Here is a 17,880-nt window from a genome sequence, read left to right on the forward strand (position 1 = left end):
GGGGTCACCCGGACGGGCCGTGTGCCGCCATCAGGTTCTCCGTCCGCAGACCGGGCAGAGGGTGAGCACGTTCGTGCCGTCGGCCGGATCTCGTTCGAGCAAGGCGGGTGGGCGCGGCTGGGGGCAACGGCAGGTCTGCTGGGCCTTTGCCGCGGGCTTCTCGGCGTGCAGTGCCTGCTTCGCATGACGGCGACGCCGTTCGAGGGCTTCGCGATCATCCCGATGGCGGCGCCGGCGCGCCGTCCTCTTGGCGAGATCAACCTGAACGCGGTCGCGGATGAGCCGCGCGATCTCGTCGTCGAACCCTGTTCGCGTGCGTTGCCGGGGGATGCGGCGCTCGCGGACGTCCTGGTTGTCGATGGTGGGCGCTGCAAGGTTGAGGTGGGCGTTCGTCATGTCATTCATCTCGCCAGATCGGGACGGCCCGCGCCACCGCGAAGTCCGGAAATGTGGACAAGTCCGTGGGTTCGGCAGCCCTGTGGACGCAGGCTCTCGACAGGGTGGTGTCGCGCAGCGGAATCCAGTCGGTTGATCTTGCGGTCAGACTTTGTCGGTGGGGGCGGGTAGGGTGGTGTGCATGTTCGAAGAAGCGCCGCTGTCTGCTTCGTCGCCGGGTGTGGACCCGGCGGCGGGGCGGCTGGCGGCGTGGCATCCCGAGCGGGGTGAGTGGGTCGCTGTCGAGCCGTGCGACATGGTCGATCCGGTGCTGGAGGCGGTGCTGGGCGAGCTGGCGCGCGAATACGCGGCGGTGCCGGCGGCCGGGGTGTTGCTGGTCGATGTCGACGAGGTGCCGGTGGGCCCGGAGCTGGCCGGGCAGCTCGCGACCTTCGACCCGTCGACGGCAGACGCACACGACCTGGTGGAGGCCGCCGCCGGGCTGGAACGGCTCGAGGCCTGGGTGGCGGCGAGGAAGGCCGCCGTGCATGCCGCGTTGGCGTCGCGGCCGCAGATGCGCCCGGACCACACGGGGTATCGGTCGGTGAACCCGGTCACGAACACCGCGATGGAGATCGCCGGACGGCGTCACCTCACCGTGAAGCAGGCGGAGAACCAGGTCGGGCACGCCCAGCAACTGGTGCTCGACTTCCCCGCCACCCACGTGCTGTTCGAAGCCGGGTTGATCGATCTGCGGCGGGCGCGCGTCATCGCCGACGAGCTGGGCGGCCAGGACCTGGACGTGCGGGAGCGGGTGGAGGCGGCTGTGCTGCCGACGGCGCCCTATCTGGACTCGGTCGCCCTACGCAAACTGATCAGACGGCTGCTGCACGAACTGGCACCGGTGAAGACCGCCGAAAGGCACCGGGCCGCCCGGGACCGCCGCTATGTGGCGATGTCGCCGGCCAGCGATGGGATGGCGCACCTGGAAGCGCTGCTGTCGGCCGAGGACGCCACCGCGCTGAACACCGCGCTGAACGCTGCGGCCGCCGATGCGAAACGCGCGGACGCAGCCGCCGGTCGGCCGCCGCGCACGAAGGACCAGCGCCGCGCCGACGCCCTGGCCGACCTCGGCTGGGCCGCGCTGGCCGCTTGCACCGACGCCGCCGGCACCGCCACGGGCCACGCCGGCACGGGCCACCAGGCAGCGGACGCCGGCCAGACCGAGGACGCCGGCCAGGCTGAGGACGCCGGCCGGGCTGCAGGCGTCGGCACCGTTGGCGGGCGGGCCGCTTCCGGTGGTGTCGCGGGCTGGTTCGGCCGCCTGAAGTCGGACGGTGGCACGAGGCGGCTGCCGATCAGCGTGCACCTCACCGTCCCGTTCGCCACGGCGGTCGGGTTGAGCGACCAGCCGGGCGAGCTGGAGGGCTACGGACCCATCCCCGCCCACGTCGCCCGCACCCTCGCCGCCCAGGGCGTGTGGACCTGGCTCAGAAAAGACCCCGGCACCGGGCAGATCCTCGATCTGGGCCGCACGAAGTACCGGCCCACCACGGCACTGGCGGAGTTCATCACCGCCCGGGACCAGACATGTCGAGCCCCCGGCTGCCACCGACCCGCCCGCACCTGCGACATCGACCACATCATCGCGTTCACCGCCGGCGGGTCGACGTCACCAGACAACCTGCACACCCTCTGCACCACCCACCACCTGCTCAAACACCACGGCCACTGGACCGTCCACCGACCACCCGACGGCACCACGGTCTGGCGTAGTCCCACCGGCCACCACTACCGAAAACCACCCGGACCGATCGGCCCGGTAGCGGCGACCGGCCCGCCAGTTCCTGACGCAGGCGGCTGAACTCGTCCCGCCGCGGGCGTCAGGCGGTCGCGGGCAGCGGACGGTCGCGGTTGAGCAGCCAGCGTTCCGTCGTCGTCCAGGCGCCCGAGAACAGCAGGTAGAGGCCGGCCGCGAGCGGCACGAACGCGGCCACCGCGACGGTGCCGTACGGCAGCACACGGGCCACTCGCGCCATCACGACCTCGGCCTCGGACGACGGCGACTCGCCCAGAGTCGCCTGCCGCTGCGCCAGGCGCGACGACCACCAGGCGACCAGAAGAAGCAGCACGAACACCGCGCCGAACACCAGCAGCTCGGCCGGCAGCATCCCCGACCCGGCGGCGGCGAGCCAGCGGTCGCTCAGCGGCACGCCGAGCAGGGTATGCGTGAACAGCGCGTTCGCGCCGCCGTGCAGCGTCGGCGAGGAGAACAGCCGGTACAGCACCATGAAGAACGGCAGCTGCGCCAGCGATGCGCCGAGGCCGGCGAACGGTGACGTGCCGTGCGAACGGTGCAGGGCGGCGAGCTCGCGGCGCAGGCGGACGGGATCGCGGCGGAATCGTTCGCGCAGCCGCAGCTCGGCCGGGCGGAGGGCGAGGCGGTCACGGCCGGCCCTGGCGGCGCGCAGGCTCAGCGGCAGCAGCAACAGACGGACGAGCACGACGACGAGGAGGATGGCGACCCCGGTGGCGGCGTCACCGGCGAGCGGCTCCGCAGCGGAGGAGAGGGCGAGGACGAGTTCGGAGACGGCCCGGGCAGGTGTGTCGAGAACGGAGAGCATGACGGGACCCTTCGGAACGAGAGCACGAGGACGGACAGCTGAGCGGGATCAGCTGCCCGGACGGAGCTCTCGGACGCGGGCGGGCGGCGGCGTCGGGGTCGGTCTGGGCGATGACGACAGGAGGAGCGGCGGCCACGCGGCGCAGGCCGGGTCCGTAGCGCGGGCCGGCCGGGGTGTGCGACCGGGACGCGACCAGCATCGCCAGCACCGTGATCAGAACGGCCAGCAGCGCCACCACGCCGGGCGCCGTGCCCAGCGGCGTCGCGAACACACCGGCGAGGACCGCCGCCACGACGCCGGCCGTCGCGCCGAGCCACCGAGTCATGGCGACCAGGGTAAGCGCACTCGGGCGAACGGGAACCAGGAGGCGGTCAATCCGCGCAGACTACGGCGTGTCTACGGCAGCCGAGCCGGAATCGCGCTTAGCGTTTCATCATCCTCAGGTTGACATAACTATAAACCTCAACTTGAGGGTGAGGGTTTGAACTCGACGAAAGGCGATGTCCAGTGACTGCTCCGCAGAACTACCTCGCGGTGATCAAAGTCGTCGGCATCGGCGGCGGCGGAGTCAACGCGGTCAACCGCATGATCGAAGTCGGCCTCAAGGGCGTCGAGTTCATCGCGATCAACACCGACGCGCAGGCGCTGCTGATGAGCGACGCCGACGTGAAGCTCGACGTCGGCCGCGAGGCGACCCGGGGTCTGGGCGCCGGCGCCAACCCCGACGTCGGCCGTAAGGCTGCCGAGGACCACGCCGAGGAGATCGAAGAGGTGCTCAAGGGCGCCGACATGGTCTTCGTCACGGCTGGCGAGGGTGGCGGCACCGGCACCGGCGGCGCCCCGGTGGTCGCCCGCATCGCGCGCTCGCTCGGCGCGCTGACCATCGGCGTCGTGACCCGCCCGTTCATGTTCGAGGGGCGGCGGCGGGCGATGCAGGCCGAGGCCGGCATCGAGGCGCTGCGCGAAGAGGTCGACACGCTGATCGTCATCCCGAACGACCGGCTGTTGTCGATCAGCGACCGCCAGGTCAGCGTGCTCGACGCGTTCAAGAGCGCTGACCAGGTGCTGCTCTCCGGTGTCCAGGGCATCACCGACCTCATCACGACGCCGGGCCTGATCAACCTCGACTTCGCCGACGTGAAGTCGGTCATGAGCAACGCCGGCTCGGCGCTCATGGGGATAGGTTCCGCCCGCGGCGAGGACCGCGCGGTCGCGGCGGCCGAGATGGCCATCTCCAGCCCGCTGCTCGAGGCGTCCATCGACGGCGCGCACGGCGTGCTGCTGTCCGTGTCAGGCGGCTCCGACCTCGGGCTGTTCGAGATCAACGAGGCGGCCAACCTGGTCGCGCAGGCGGCGCACGACGACGCCAACATCATCTTCGGTGCGGTCATCGACGACGCGCTCGGCGACGAGGTCCGGGTCACCGTCATCGCGGCCGGGTTCGACGGCGGCCAGCCGGTCCGCCGCGAGCTGGGCACCGTCAAGAAGCCCGATTCGGCGTCCGGGGCATCCGGCCCGGCCGCCGCCGGGGGCATCGGCTCGGTCGCGACGGCCACCCCGGCCGCCGCGAGGCCGAGCGACGAGGGGGACACGGGCGGCGCCGACGGTGACGGCGCACCCGCCGCGCCGCCCGCCCCTCCCCGGGAACAGCGCCGGATCGTCCCGGCCACGCCCAGTGACGACCTGGACGTGCCCGACTTCCTGAAGTAGTGCTCCGGAACACCAGCGCGGCCGGGCAGGTCCGGTTCGCGTTCACCGACCGGCACGGCGGCGTCAGCGCCGCGCCGTACGACGAGCTCAACCTCGGCGGACACGTGGGGGACGACCCCGCCGCCGTCACCAGGAACCGCGAACTGCTGGCGGCGGCGATCGGCCTGGCGCCGGACGCGGTCAACTACATGAACCAGGTGCACGGCAACGCCGTCGCCGTCGTCGACGGGCCGTGGACCGGTCCAGCGCCCGAGGTCGACGCGCTGGTGACGACGCAGCCGGGCCGCGCGCTCGCCGTCCTGGTCGCCGACTGCGTGCCGGTGCTGCTGGCCGACCCGGAGGCCGGGGTCATCGCCGTTGCGCATGCCGGTCGCCCCGGCCTGGCGGCCGGCATGGTCCCGGCGGCCATCGGCGCGATGCGCGACCTCGGCGCCCGCAAGCTGGTCGCACGGGTCGGGCCGGCGGTTTGCGGACGCTGCTACGAGGTCCCGGAGGCGATGCGGGCCGACGTCGCCGCCGTCGTCCCGGAGGCGTGGGCGGTCACCCGGCACGGGACGCCGGCGCTCGACGTCCCGGCCGGCGTCGTCGCCCAGCTGCGCGCCGCCGGTGCCGCCGTCGAGACCGTCGCGACCTGCACGATCGAGGACCCGCACAGCTACTCCTACCGCCGTGACGGCGTGACCGGACGGTTCGCCGGCGTGGCATGGATGAGTCACACGTGATTGGTGTGACTGCTGCGACACGTGGGCGTGTCGCGCTGACAATCCCCGGATCCGGCCGCACCCGGGGCTAGTGTCTGGATCAACAGGGGACCAGCCGACGTCCACACTAGTGCGGAGGACTTGAATGGCCGGCGCAATGCGCAAGGTTGCGGTCTACCTCGGCCTCGTGGAGGACCGAGACCGCTTCGACGACGAGTACGACGACTATGAAGCGGACGACGAGGCGTACGTCGAGGAGTACGACGACGAGCCCGTCGAGGAGCCGCGTCGTGAGCGGGCGCCCGAGCGTGAGCACACCGCAACGGTGGCCTCGCTGGCCGACCGGCGGCCCGTCGCGGCAGTACGGAGGGCACCGACCATGCGTGAGGCGCGCATCACCACGCTGCACCCGCGGACATACAACGAGGCGCGCACGCTCGGCGAGCACTTCCGCGACGGCACGCCCGTCATCATGAACCTCTCCGAGATGGACGAGGCCGACGCCAAGCGGCTGGTCGATTTCGCCGCCGGACTCATCTTCGGCCTGCGCGGGAGCATCGACCGCGTCACGGCGAAGGTGTTCCTGCTCACACCCGCGGACGTGAGCGTGACGGCCGAGGACAAGGCCCGCATGGTCAGCGGCGGGTTCTTCAACCAGAGCTGACCTGGGCCGGGCGTGAGCCGCGCACTCTGCGATCTCGCGCCCGGCTCGCAGTGTCCCAAGCCGTGTCACAGTCATCGTTCCGAGCCGACGTCGGGTAAGTTCAGGTGTTGTGTCGGCTGTGAGTCAGATTCTCTCCGCGGTGTTGTGGCTGTTCTTCATCGCCCTGTTGGTCAGGCTCGTGGTCGACTGGATTCAGGTCTTCGCGCGCGAGTGGCAGCCCAAGGGGCTGGTGCTCGTCGTGCTGGAGGCCGTTTACACGGTGACCGACCCGCCTCTGCGGGCGATTCGTCGCGTCCTTCCGCCGCTGCGGATCGGCTCGGTTGCCCTAGACCTGGCGTTCATCGTGCTCATCATCCTGGTCCAGATTCTGCTTGTTGTTGTCGGATCCCTAGGATGACGCGGTACGGTGACATTCTGCCTATGCCCACATCCGAGGTGACGAGATGCCACTGACGCCCGAGGACGTCCAGAACAAGGAGTTCACGACGGTCCGCCTGCGCGAGGGTTACGACATGCAGGAGGTCGACGAGTTCCTGGACGAGGTCGAGGCCGAGCTCGCGCGCATGCAGCGGGAGAACGACGAGCTGCGCGACAAGCTCTCCGCCGTGACCCGTGGCGGCGGAGTCGCTGCTTCGGCCGAGCCCATCCAGGCTCCGCGCCAGCCCGAGGCGCCGAAAGCCCCCGAGGCCCCGCCGTCGGCCGCGGCCGCCGTCCCCGCCGGCGTGCAGCCCAGCGACGCCGCGGCGAAGGTGCTCGCCCTGGCCCAGAAGACGGCCGACGAGCTCGTCGCCGACTCCAAGGCCGAGGCCGACCGCCTCATGAACGAGGCCCGCACCCGCGCGGAGAAGCTGGACTCCGAGACCAAGGCCAAGGCCGCGAAGATCGAGCAGGACGCCCGGCAGCGGGCCGACTCGATCGAGCAGGAGGTGCAGAAGCGCCGGACCCAGGTCTTCGGCAAGCTCGAGTCCGACCGTGCCGACCTCGAGCGCGAGCTCGAGACCCTGCGGGCGTTCGAGCGCGAGTACCGCAGCCGGCTCAAGTCCTACCTCGAGCGCGAGCTGCGCAAGCTCGAGACCGGCGGCGTCGACGAGGCCGACACCGGCGTGGGGCAGGTCCCCGCGGCGGCCGCGGGCGGCGGTGGCGGTACGCCGCAGCCGGCCGGCCCGGGCGGCAACGCCCAGGCGGCACAGACCGGCGGTTCGCTGCGCTCGGTCGCCAGCCTGCTCGACGACGAACAGCGCTGACGCGCTCGCCGTAGCAACGAAAAAGGGGCCTCAGGCCGGCGCGCGACGCCGGCCAGGGGCCCCTTTCGCTTCGTCAGGCTCCGGCGTCCACCCGGCGCACCCGGAAGGTCAGGCCGAGGTCGGCGTCGCCGTGCTCGGGCAGACCGGGCAGCGCGTCCAGGCCGTCGTGCACGGCCGTCGCCAGCACCTCGTCCGCCAGCAGGGCGCTGTGCTCGCGCAGCGCGGCCGCCAGCTGGTCCGACGCCGACCACGCCAGCTCGATCCGGTCGGACACCTCGAAGCCGGACGACTTGCGCGCCTCCTGCACCAGCCGGACCGCCTCGCGCACCAGACCGGCCCGGACCAGCGCGTCGGTCAGCGTCAGGTCGAGCGCGACCGTCTCGCCCTCGCGGGCGACCGCCCAGCCCTCACGCGGGGTCTCGGTGACGACGACGTCGTCCGGCGCCAGCTCGACGACGCCGAGGCCATCGACCTCCACCGTCGCCCGGCCGGACGCCTTCAACGACGCCGCCAGCGCCGACGCGTCCGCGGCCGCGACCGCGGTGGCCACCCGGGGCGTGTCCTTCGCGAACCGCTTGCCCAGCGACCGGAAGTTCGCCTTCGCCGACACGTCGACGAGATCCTCACCGGCCCCGGCCTCGGCCAGCGAGAGCACCGACGCCACGTTCAGCTCGTCGGCGACCTCCGCGCGCAGCTCCGACCGCAGCGTCTCCCAGCCGCGCGCGCCGACCAGGGCCCGCGACAGCGGCTGGCGGGTGCGCACCTTCGACTCCGCCCGGGCGGCCCGGCCCAGCTCGACCAGGCGCCGGGTCAGCGACATCTCGGCCCGCAGCGCGTCGTCGATCAGCGACTCGTCCGCCTCGGGCCAGGTCGCGGCGTGCACCGACGACTCGGCGTCGGGGACGGCCGGCGCGACGAGGTCCTGCCAGACCCGCTCGGTGACGAACGGCACCATCGGCGCCATCAGCCGGGTCAGCGTCTCGACGCACTCGTGCAGCGTCGCCAGCGCGGCCGGGTCGCCGTCCCAGAACCGCCGTCGCGACCGGCGCACGTACCAGTTCGACAGGTCGTCGACGAACGCCGTCAGCCGCGCGCCCGCCGTCTGCGTGTCGAACGAGTCCAGCGCGGTGTCGACCTCGCGGACCAGCCGGTGCAGCTCGGACAGCGCCCACCGGTCCAGCACCGGCCGCTCCGCGACCGGCGGCACGTCGGCGCCGCCCGGCCGCCAGTTCGCCGTCCGCCCGTACAGCGACAGGAACGACGCGGTGTTCCAGTAGGTCAGCAGCACCTTGCGGACGATCTCCTGCAGGCCGGCGTGCCCGACCCGGCGCGGCAGCCACGGCGAGCCGCTGGCCAGCATGAACCAGCGGACGGCGTCGGCACCGTGTTCGTCCATCAGCGGGATCGGCTCGAGGATGTTGCCCAGGTGCTTGCTCATCCGCCGGCCGTCCTCGGCCAGGATCAGCCCCAGGCAGACGACGTTCTCGTACGACGACCGGTCGAACACCAGGGTGCCGATGGCCATCAGCGTGTAGAACCAGCCGCGGGTCTGGTCCAGCGCCTCGCAGATGTACTGCGCCGGGTACGACTTCTCGAACGCCTCCGCGCTCCCGGGCGCGTACGGGTACCCGACCTGCGCGAACGGCATCGAGCCGGAGTCGTACCAGACGTCGATGACGTACGGCTCGCGGCGGAACGTGCCGGGCACGCCGGGCAGCGTGAACGTGACGTCGTCGACGTAGGGCCGGTGCGGGTCCAGCTCGGAGAGGTCCTGAGCGGCCAGCTCCGACAGCTCCGCCAGCGACCCGACGCACACCATGTTCGTCGGGTCCTCGTCGTTGCGCCAGATCGGCAGCGGCGTGCCCCAGTACCGGTTCCGCGACAGCGCCCAGTCGACGTTGCCGCGCAGCCACTCGCCGTACCGGCCCCACTTGATGCTCTCCGGGTACCAGGCGGTTTTCTCGTTCTCGCGCAGCAACGCGTCCTTGACCTGTGTCGTGCGGATGTACCAGGACGGCTGCGCGTAGTAGATGAGCGGCGTGTGGCAGCGCCAGCAGTGCGGGTACTCGTGCTCGTACGGGACGTGCTTCAACAGCACGCCGCGGTGCTCGAGGTCGTTCACGAGGTCGGCGTCGGCGTGCTTGAAGAACTGGCCGCCGACCAGCGGGACGTCCTCGGCGAACGTGCCGTTCGACCGCACCGGGTTGACCACCGGCAGGTCGTAGCGGCGGCAGACCCGCAGGTCGTCGGCGCCGAACGCGGGCGCCTGGTGCACCAGCCCGGTGCCGTCCTCGGTGGTGACGTAGCCGTCGACCACGACCATATGAGCATGGCGGGCGTCGTCCGGAAACTCGACGAGCTCGAACGGGCGCTGGTACGTCCACCGCTCCATCTCCGCGCCGGTGAACGAGGCCACCACCTCGGCGTCGTCGCCCAGTACCGACGCGAGCAGTGGCTCGGCGACGACGAAGGTCTCGGACGACCCGGCCGCGCGGGCCGCGACGTAGGTGACGTCCGGGTGCGCGGCGACCGCCGTGTTGGAGACCAGCGTCCACGGGGTCGTCGTCCAGACCAGCAGCGACGCCTGACCCGCCAGTGGGCCGCCGGTCAGCGGGAACCGCACGTACACCGACGGGTCGACGACGGTCTCGTAGCCCTGCGCCAGCTCGTGCGACGACAGCGCGGTCTCGTCGCGCGGGCAGTACGGCGATACCCGGTAGTCCTCGACCAGCAGGCCCTTGTCGAAGATCTGCTTGAGCGACCACCAGACGCTCTGGACGTACGACGGGTCCATCGTGCGGTACGCCTGCGAGAGGTCGACCCAGTAGCCCATCCGCTCGGTGAGCTGCTCGAACGCGTCGACGTGGCGGAGCACCGACTCGCGGCACTTCGCGTTGAACTCGGCGACGCCGTACGCCTCGATGTCACTCTTGGCCTTGAAGCCGAGCTCCTTCTCGACGGCGATCTCGACCGGCAGGCCGTGGCAGTCCCAGCCGGCCTGACGGGGCACGTGGTAGCCCTTCATCGTCCGGTAGCGCGGGAAGACGTCCTTGAAGACGCGCGCCTCGATGTGGTGGGTGCCGGGCATGCCGTTGGCGGTGGGCGGACCCTCGTAGAAGGTCCACTGCGGACGGCCTTCGCTGTTCTTCACCGTCTGCGCGAACACGTCGTTGTCGCGCCAGAACATGAGGACGTCGTGCTCCAGCGCCGGCAGGTCGACCTGGGCGGGCACCTCGCGGTAGCCGGTCGGCTCGGTCGCGTCGGTCATCGTCTCTCTCGAATCCTCCGTCGTTCGTCGACGGAGGGACGAGGCGGACCCCGCGGTACCACCCTCCTTGGCCCGGCTCCCGGCGGGAGCCGCACCCTCTTCGTTCGCGCGGCCGGTTCTACTGGGCGCCGTGACGCCGTTCTTCCGGCGGCTCGGGGGTGATCTTCGCCCGCGCCCGTGTCGCCGGGCTCGCACCGTCCCCGGCTCGCTGCTGACCGTCGACGCGGGGTACTCGTCCCCGTCCACGCCTGTTCGCGACGCTGCCCAGTGTACGACGGCGCGGGGTTACTCTGGGGCGTGCGCGTGACGATCCGGGTGCGGCCGGGCGCCTCGCGGACGGCGGTGGGCGGCCGGCACGGCGACGCGCTCGTCGTCGCCGTCCAGGCGCGGCCCGTCGACGGCGCCGCCACCAGGGCCGCCCTCGACGCCGTCGCCGAAGCCCTGGGAATACGTCGGCGGGAGGTGACGTTGCTCACCGGAAGTACCAGCAAGACCAAGACTGTCGAGGTCCCGGACGCGGCGGCATCTCGCCTGGCAGATCTCATGCGCGAGGCGGATTGATGACGGACCGGTCACGATCTATTCTCACGGCACCTGGCTCTTGCGCAGGGGTGGGCGGGGCTGACGGGGGAAATGGAAGGGTGGCGAGGCAGATGGCGGGTGCGAAGGCGAAGGTGGACACCGTGGCCGGAAACAGCAAGGTCGAGGCCGCTGAGGCGGCCGCCCTGGTGGTCCGCGAGGACGAGGACCCGTGGACCGAAGCCGAGCTCACGGAGGTCCGCGACCTCCTGAAGTCCGACAGCGCGCGGCTGCGTGAAGAGATCTCGGAGGCCGAGGCCGACATCGCCGACCTGCTGCGCAGCAGCGACACCGGCGGCGAGGACCAGGCCGACACCGGCACCAAGACGTTCGAGCGCGAGCACGAGATGTCGCTGGCCGCCAGCCACCGCGACATGCTGAACCAGACGGAGCGCGCGCTCGCCCGCATCGAGAACGGCACGTACGGCATCTGCGAGAACTGCGGCAACCCCATCGGCAAGGCCCGCCTGCAGGCGTTCCCGCGGGCCACGCTGTGCATGACGTGCAAGCAGAAGCAGGAGCGCCGCTGACGGACGGAGGGCGCCGGCGTACCGGCGTCCTCCTGGCCGTCGCCGCCGCCGTGCTCGCGGCCGACCAGCTGACGAAGATCCTGGCGGTCGCGTTGCTCGATCCGGGCCGGGCGGTCCCCGTCATCGGCGAGGTCGTGCAGTTCCGGCTGATCCGCAACCCCGGCGCCGCGTTCAGCCTGGCCACGAACATGACGCCGGTACTGACGGTGGTCGCGATCGTGGTCGTGCTGGTGATCGTGGCGGTGAGCCGGCGCGTGGCGCACCGGGGCTGGGCGGTGGCGCTCGGCGCGGTGCTGGGCGGTGCGCTCGGCACGGTCACCGACCGCGTCTTCCGCATGCCCGGGGCGTTCCGCGGCCACGTCGTCGACTTCGTCGAGCTGCCCAACTGGCCGGTCTTCAACCTCGCCGACTCCGCCATCGTGACCGGTGCGATCCTCGTGGCCGTGCTGAGCGTGCGCGGCGTCCCGCACGACGGCGTCCGCCGCGGCTCGGCGTCGCGTGAGGAGGCGGCCGCCGCGTGAGCGAGCACCGCAGCCTCCCCGTCCCCGACGGCCTGGAGGGCGAGCGCCTGGACGCCGCCCTGGCCCGGCTGTTCGGCTTCTCTCGCAGCAAGGCCGCCGCGCTGGTCGAGGACGGCCACGTCGTCGTCGACGGCGACGTCGCGCTGAAGTCGACCCGCGTGCGCGGCGGCTCGTGGCTCGAGGTCGAGATCCCGGCGCCGCCCGCGCCCGTCCAGGTCGTCCCGGAGCGGGTCGAGGGCATGCGCATCGTCCACGACGATCCAGACGTCGTCGTGGTCGACAAGCCGGTCGGCGTCGCGGCGCACCCCAGCCCCGGCTGGGCCGGCCCCACCGTCGTCGGCGGCCTGGCCGGCACCGGGTTCCGCATCTCCACCAGCGGCGCGGCCGAGCGGCAGGGCGTCGTCCACCGTCTCGACGTCGGCACCAGCGGGCTGATGGTGGTGGCGAAGTCCGAGCGCGCCTACACGTCACTGAAGCGGCAGTTCAAGGAGCGCACGGTCGACAAGGTCTACCACGCGCTGGTCCAGGGCCACCCGGACCCGTCCCGCGGCACGGTCGACGCGCCGATCGACCGCCACCCGCACCACGACTACAAGTGGGCCATCGTCGCCGGCGGCAAACCCAGCGTCACGCACTACGAGACGCTGGAGGCGTTCCCGGCCGCCAGCCTGCTGGAGATCCACCTGGAGACCGGGCGGACGCACCAGATCAGGGTGCACCTCAGCGCCCTGCGGCACCCGTGCGTCGGCGACCTCACGTACGGCGCCGACCCGGCGCTGGCCGCCCGGCTCGGGCTGACCCGCCAGTGGCTGCACGCGATGCGCCTGGGCTTCGAGCATCCGGGGACGGGGGAGTGGGTCGAGTTCTCCTCGACCTACCCCGACGACCTCCAGCACGCCCTGGACCAGCTGCGTCCGTGACCCCGGCTATCCGGCGGGCCGGATGTTCTGGTTGACGCGGAACAGGTTGCCCGGGTCGTACAGCGCCTTGACGCGGGCCAGCCGCTCGTAGTTGCCCCGGTAGCTGGCCCGGACCCGCTCCTGGCCCTCGTCCATCATCATGTTCACGTACGCCCCGCCGGCCGAGTACGGATGCAGCGCGTCGAAGTAGTCGACCGACCACGAGCTGATGGGGTCGACGTTGGCCGGGTCGGCGTCCACGCCGGCGAAGACGGAGCCCCAGAGCGCGTCCCGGTAGCTCCATGCGGTGTCGGTGGGACCGTGATCGTGGGCCGCGCCGTCGATCGGATACAGGTGCATCGTCGACTTCCAGGTGGGCAGCCGGGCGCCGAAGTCGGCATGGATCGCCACGGCCTCGTCCGGGATCTCCTTCACGAAGTCCGCCCGCCAGTACCACTGGTCGCCCGGCGGGTACAGGCCGTCGAACGCGCTCTGCAGCGCCGGGTGCGGCATCGGCGCCGGCGCGTGCAGGAGCGGTTCGGGCAGCGCGGCCAGCAGCGGCGCCATGTCGGCGGCGGCCTGTTCGGGGGATCCGACGTGGCACCAGACGACGCCGCAGATCGTGCGCAGATGCAGCTCATCGGGGAACGGCGGCGCCGGTGGCACGGAGCCCACGAGGAAGAACCCGTTCAGCTCCCGCGGCGCCGCGGGCAGGAAGTCGCGGTAGGCCGACAGCACCTCGGCGGTCTGCTCGACCGGCCAGAACGTCGGGCCGGCGACGACGGTGTCGAGCTCGTGCAGCCGGAACAGGAACGACGTCACGACGCCGAAGTTGCCGCCGCCCCCGCGGACGGCCCAGAAGAGGTCGGGGTGCTCGGCGGCGCTGGCCGAGACGCGCTCGCCATCGGCCAGCACCATCTCGACCTCGAGCAGGTTGTCGATGGTCAAGCCGAACGCGCGGGTCAGGTGCCCGAGGCCGCCGCCGAGCGTGAGGCCGCCGACGCCGGTCGTCGAGATGATCCCACTTGGCGTGGCCAGGCCGTACGCGTTCGTCGCGCGGTCGACCTCGCCCCACGTGCAGCCGCCGCCGACGCGCACCGTCCGGGCGTCGGCGTCGACGGTGATGTCGCGCAGGTCGCCGAGGTCGACGACGACGCCATCGTCGCAGACCCCCAGGCCGGCCCCGTTGTGGCCGCCTCCGCGCACCGCGAGGAGTAGCTCGTGGTCGCGCGCGAAGCCGACGACCCGCGCGACGTCGTCGGCGTCGGCGCACCGGGCGATCAGCGCCGGGCGCCGGTCGATCATGGCGTTGTAGACCTTGCGTGCCTCGTCGTAGCCGGCGTCCTCCGGCCCGGTCAGCCGTCCGCGGACGCCGGTCAGCTCGCGGCGCGCGGCGCGCCCCGTCTCGATGGCGGTGCTCATGGTTCCCCCCCGTGATCGGTGGTTCTGACGCCCGAGAGGTTTCCACGGCCCGTTGCGGTGTCGTTGCGGTCCGCGCCTCTTCGGCCCGGATCACGCCCTTGACCTGCGCGCCCATGAGGAGTACGACCGGGTGACATGGGGGGTGGACGCCGCGGACGGTGCTGAGCTGCAGGTGCGCCTGACCGGCGAGCTGACCGTGGTGCGCGCGGGCCGCGTGCTGGCCGCCGGCGAGGTGGCCGACCGCAAGGGCCGGACCCTGCTGGCTCTGCTGGCCGTCGCGGGCGGCCGGCTGGTCCCGGTGGACCGGATCGTCGAGGCACTGTGGGGAGAACAGGGACCGCGGCGGCCCGCGGCGAGCGTGGCCACTCTGGTGAGCCGGTTGCGCGCCGCCCTAGGCCCGGACGTGGTGACCGGCGGCCGGTCCGGCTACCGCCTCGGCGACGGCACGCAGGTCGACCTGCACCGGGCGGCGGAGCTGGTCGCCGAGGCCGAGATCCGGCTGGCGAACGCGGAACCGGCGATCGCCCTGGCCGCTGCCCAGGCCGCGCTGGACCTCGTCGGGTCCGCACCACTGCTGGCGGACGAGGGCGACGCACCCTGGGCCGGGGAGGGCCGGCGGCGCCAGGCGGACGTGGTCGGGCGGGCACGCGCGGTCGCGGCCGAGGCGGGGCTGCGGACGGGGGACGTCGGGGTGTCGCTCGCTGCGGCCGAGGCGGCGGCCGCTGCCGAGCCGCTCGACGAGCGGCCGGCCCGCGCCCTGATGCGGGCCTACGACGCTGTCGGCGAGCCGGCCCGGGCCCTTGCGGTGTTCGAGCGGCTGCGCGCCGGGCTCGCCGCCGAGCTGGGCATCGACCCGGCGCCGTCGACGCGGGAACTGCACGTGGCGATCCTGCGCCAGCAGGCCGTACCGGCGACGGCGCCGCCACCGGAGACGGAACGCGTCCCGGGCGGCGAGCGGCTGGCCGGGCGGGAACCCGAGCTCACGCGGCTCGCGCTTCGATGGGAGCAGGCGGTCGCGGGCGACGGTGCGCTGGTGCTGCTCGCCGGCGCCGCGGGGATCGGGAAGACGGCGCTGGCCGACGAGACCGCGCGGATCGCCCGGCGGACCGGGGGCCGAACGCTCGAGGCGCGCTGCTACGACGCGGAGCGCTCGTTGTTCCTGCAGCCGGTGGCCGAGGCACTGGGCCGGCTGGTCACCCGGCTGCCGGCGCCGGTACTGCGGCAGGCCGCCGGCGACCGGGCCGACGCGCTCGCCGCGCTGGTGCCCGAGGTGGCGTCGCTGCTTGGCGAGCCGGCGCCGGAGCGGCGCAGCGCGGCGGCCGAGCGGCGCCGGGTCTACGACGCGGTGGTCGTGTTCCTGCGCCGGCTGGCCGTCCAGCAGCCCGTCCTTCTCGTCGTGGACGACCTGCACAACGCCGGGGTGGCCACCGTCGAACTACTGCACTATCTCGGCCGGCACACGCCCGGTGGCCGCCTGCTGGTGGTCGCGACGGTCCGCGCCGAGGAGGGCGAGCGGGTCCTGGCCACGCTGGCCGGCGTCTCCGAACGCCTCGAGGTCGGCCCGCTCGACGAGCAGGCGATCTCGCGGCTGGCGGCCGAGGCCGGCCAGGAGACACACGGAGCCGAGATCGCCCGGCGCACGCGCGGGCACACGCTGTTCGTGGTCGAGACGCTGCGCGCCCTCGCCGCCGGCGACGAGGGCATCCCGGACTCGCTCCGTGCCAGCGTCATGGCCCGGGTGCGGCGGGCCGGCGCGCAGGCCGAGGAACTGCTGCACGCCGCCGCGGTGCTCGGCTCGTCGTTTACGCCGATGACGCTGGCCGGCCTGCTCGACCTCAGCGCCCAGGAGGCCGCGCGGCGCTGTCACCGGATCCTGCCCACCCGGCTGCTCGTGGTGGCCGGCCGCTCGTACGAGTTCGAGAACGACCTGGTCCAGGAGACGCTCTACGCCGCGACCCCACAGCCGGTCCGGGAGGCGTACCACCTGCGCGCCGCGGACGTCCTGGCCGCCAACCCGGAGGCGGTCGGCCGGCACGCCGCGGCCGCGGGTGACTGGGCCCGCGCCGGACGGGGGTGGCTGGCCGCCGGGGAGCAGGCCCTGCGCAGGTACGCCGTCGGGGACGCCGAGGCGTTGCTGGGTCAGGCCATCGGGGCGGCCCGCCGCTGCGGGGACGTCGAGCTCGAAGGGCGGTCGCACCTGGCCAGGGGCCGGGCGCGGGAGGCGATGTACCGGTACGACGGGGCGGTGTCCGACCACGTGGAGGCGCTCCGGGCGGCGCGGGCCGCCGGTGAGCAGGGGCTGGAGATGCGTGCCCTGCGCCAGCTGGGCGGCCCGGCCTGGGCCGGTGGCGGGCGGCCGGTCGCCGCGGGGACGATCCACCTCGAGGAGAGCCTGCGGCTGGCCCAGCTGCTGGGCGACCGACCGGCGGAGTCGGAGCTGCTGGCCTGGCTCTCGGTGCTCTCTGCCAGCCGGCTGCGGTTCGACGACGCCCTCGCGTACGGGCGGCGGGCGCTGGCGCTGGCCCGGGACATCGGCGACGACGACACCCTGGCCGTGGCGCTCGACGGTGTGAAGACCGCCTACGCCTACTTGGGCGAGGTGCACGAGCTGCGCGCCGTGTTGGACGAGCTCGAGCCGCTGTGCCGCAGGTCCGGCGACCTCTGGCTGTTGCAGTGGTGCCTGTTCGAGTCCGCCTTCCCCTCGATCGCCCGAGGGGACTGGGACCGCGCCACGGCGCGCGTCGAGGAGGCTCTGGCCGTCAACCGTCGCAGCGGGTACAGCGGCTACGAGTCCTGGTACGTGTCCAACCTCGGCTGGATCGCGCGGCTGCGGGGCCGGTACGACGACGCCGTCCGGCACGGCCGCCGGTCTCTGACGCTGCAGGCGCACGCGTGGTTCAGCGCATCGAGCCTGGCCGCCTACGCCACCACGCTGCTCGAGCTGGGGGAGTCCGGGCAGGCCGTCGCCCTGCTGGAGCGAGGGCTGGCCGTGGCCGGCCGGCACCGTACCGAGGCCTACCGGCTGCCCTGCCTGGCGGCCCTGGCCGGGGCCACGGACTCGCGGGAGCTGCTCGACGAGGCGGACGCGATGGTGCGGGCCATAGGCGCGCCGCCCGGGTCGGCCTGGCTGTACGGCGCCGACACCTACGTGGCGGTCGCCCGCGCCTGGCTCCGGCGCGGCGACCCGCGTGCGGCGGCCCAGGTGCTCGCGCCGCTGCTGGCCGCGTCGGAGCGGACGGGCTGGACCGCCCCGCTGGAGGCGGTCCGCCAGGTCGCGGCCGCCTGCCAGGAGGCGCTCCCGCCCCACCCGCGTTGATCTTGGAGTTGTTCGTCAATTGGGGGG

Annotated in this window: 15 protein-coding genes; 11 read left to right on the top strand and 4 right to left on the bottom strand. The window is 72.9% G+C overall.

The window, feature by feature from the left end:
- Positions 1-30: 30 nt before the first annotated feature.
- Positions 31-396: a hypothetical protein gene (locus tag E1262_RS11790; protein ID WP_132103334.1), complete on the bottom strand. Its 366-nt coding sequence runs from the start codon at positions 394-396 to the stop codon at positions 31-33.
- Between the two features lie 181 nt (positions 397-577).
- On the opposite strand from E1262_RS11790, the gene E1262_RS11795 reads away from it, so the two are divergent.
- The gene (locus E1262_RS11795; RefSeq protein WP_132103335.1) at positions 578-2,239 is read left to right on the top strand and encodes an HNH endonuclease signature motif containing protein; all 1,662 of its coding nucleotides are present in this window, start codon (positions 578-580) and stop codon (positions 2,237-2,239) included.
- A 19-nt stretch (positions 2,240-2,258) separates the two neighbouring features.
- Here the strand turns inward: E1262_RS11795 and yidC are convergent, their stop codons facing one another.
- Positions 2,259-2,999 (bottom strand): membrane protein insertase YidC, encoded by a 741-nt coding sequence (gene yidC / locus E1262_RS11800; RefSeq protein WP_132103336.1) that lies wholly within the window; start codon positions 2,997-2,999, stop codon positions 2,259-2,261.
- Between the two features lie 507 nt (positions 3,000-3,506).
- Here yidC and ftsZ point away from each other — a divergent pair.
- The 5 genes from ftsZ to E1262_RS11825 all read left to right on the top strand — a co-directional run bounded on the left by ftsZ (position 3,507) and on the right by E1262_RS11825 (position 7,318).
- Positions 3,507-4,709, top strand: a complete 1,203-nt coding sequence (ftsZ, locus tag E1262_RS11805; RefSeq protein WP_132103337.1) for a cell division protein FtsZ — start codon at positions 3,507-3,509, stop codon at positions 4,707-4,709.
- The gene (pgeF, locus tag E1262_RS11810; protein WP_132103338.1) at positions 4,709-5,431 is read left to right on the top strand and encodes a peptidoglycan editing factor PgeF; all 723 of its coding nucleotides are present in this window, start codon (positions 4,709-4,711) and stop codon (positions 5,429-5,431) included. The genes ftsZ and pgeF overlap by 1 nt, the downstream gene beginning before the upstream one ends.
- Before the next feature lie 124 nt (positions 5,432-5,555).
- Entirely contained in the window at positions 5,556-6,074 is a 519-nt protein-coding gene (locus tag E1262_RS11815) for a cell division protein SepF (protein ID WP_132103339.1), read from the top strand.
- Between the two features lie 118 nt (positions 6,075-6,192).
- A complete protein-coding gene (locus E1262_RS11820) occupies positions 6,193-6,471 on the top strand; it encodes a YggT family protein (protein ID WP_238992904.1) in 279 nt (92 codons plus the stop codon).
- 46 nt (positions 6,472-6,517) lie between these two features.
- Positions 6,518-7,318, top strand: coding sequence for a DivIVA domain-containing protein (locus E1262_RS11825; protein ID WP_132103341.1), 801 nt, complete (start codon positions 6,518-6,520; stop codon positions 7,316-7,318).
- A 73-nt stretch (positions 7,319-7,391) separates the two neighbouring features.
- Here E1262_RS11825 and ileS read toward each other — a convergent pair whose 3' ends face one another.
- Positions 7,392-10,586 carry an isoleucine--tRNA ligase gene (gene ileS, locus E1262_RS11830; RefSeq protein WP_132103342.1) on the bottom strand — a complete coding sequence of 1,065 codons (3,195 nt, stop codon included), beginning with the start codon at positions 10,584-10,586 and terminating at the stop codon, positions 7,392-7,394.
- A 297-nt stretch (positions 10,587-10,883) separates the two neighbouring features.
- Between ileS and E1262_RS11835 the strand changes: the two genes are divergently transcribed.
- The 4 genes from E1262_RS11835 to E1262_RS11850 all read left to right on the top strand — a co-directional run bounded on the left by E1262_RS11835 (position 10,884) and on the right by E1262_RS11850 (position 13,136).
- Positions 10,884-11,147 carry a DUF167 domain-containing protein gene (locus E1262_RS11835; protein WP_132103343.1) on the top strand — a complete coding sequence of 88 codons (264 nt, stop codon included), beginning with the start codon at positions 10,884-10,886 and terminating at the stop codon, positions 11,145-11,147.
- A 122-nt stretch (positions 11,148-11,269) separates the two neighbouring features.
- Complete coding sequence (locus E1262_RS11840; protein ID WP_203453790.1) at positions 11,270-11,695, top strand: TraR/DksA family transcriptional regulator; 426 nt, start codon at positions 11,270-11,272, stop codon at positions 11,693-11,695.
- Positions 11,668-12,216, top strand: a complete 549-nt coding sequence (gene lspA / locus E1262_RS11845) for a signal peptidase II (protein WP_162605875.1) — start codon at positions 11,668-11,670, stop codon at positions 12,214-12,216. Before E1262_RS11840 ends, lspA begins: the two co-directional genes overlap by 28 nt.
- The gene (locus E1262_RS11850; RefSeq protein WP_132103346.1) at positions 12,213-13,136 is read left to right on the top strand and encodes an RluA family pseudouridine synthase; all 924 of its coding nucleotides are present in this window, start codon (positions 12,213-12,215) and stop codon (positions 13,134-13,136) included. The genes lspA and E1262_RS11850 overlap by 4 nt, the downstream gene beginning before the upstream one ends.
- Before the next feature lie 6 nt (positions 13,137-13,142).
- On the opposite strand, the gene E1262_RS11855 is transcribed toward E1262_RS11850, so the two are convergent.
- Entirely contained in the window at positions 13,143-14,537 is a 1,395-nt protein-coding gene (locus E1262_RS11855) for an FAD-binding oxidoreductase (RefSeq protein ID WP_132103347.1), read from the bottom strand.
- Positions 14,538-14,667: 130 nt separating this feature from the next.
- Between E1262_RS11855 and E1262_RS11860 the strand changes: the two genes are divergently transcribed.
- Positions 14,668-17,853 carry an ATP-binding protein gene (locus E1262_RS11860; RefSeq protein WP_162605876.1) on the top strand — a complete coding sequence of 1,062 codons (3,186 nt, stop codon included), beginning with the start codon at positions 14,668-14,670 and terminating at the stop codon, positions 17,851-17,853.
- Positions 17,854-17,880: the final 27 nt, after the last annotated feature.

This window comes from Jiangella aurantiaca, from assembly GCF_004349105.1.
GTDB lineage: Bacteria > Actinomycetota > Actinomycetes > Jiangellales > Jiangellaceae > Jiangella > Jiangella aurantiaca.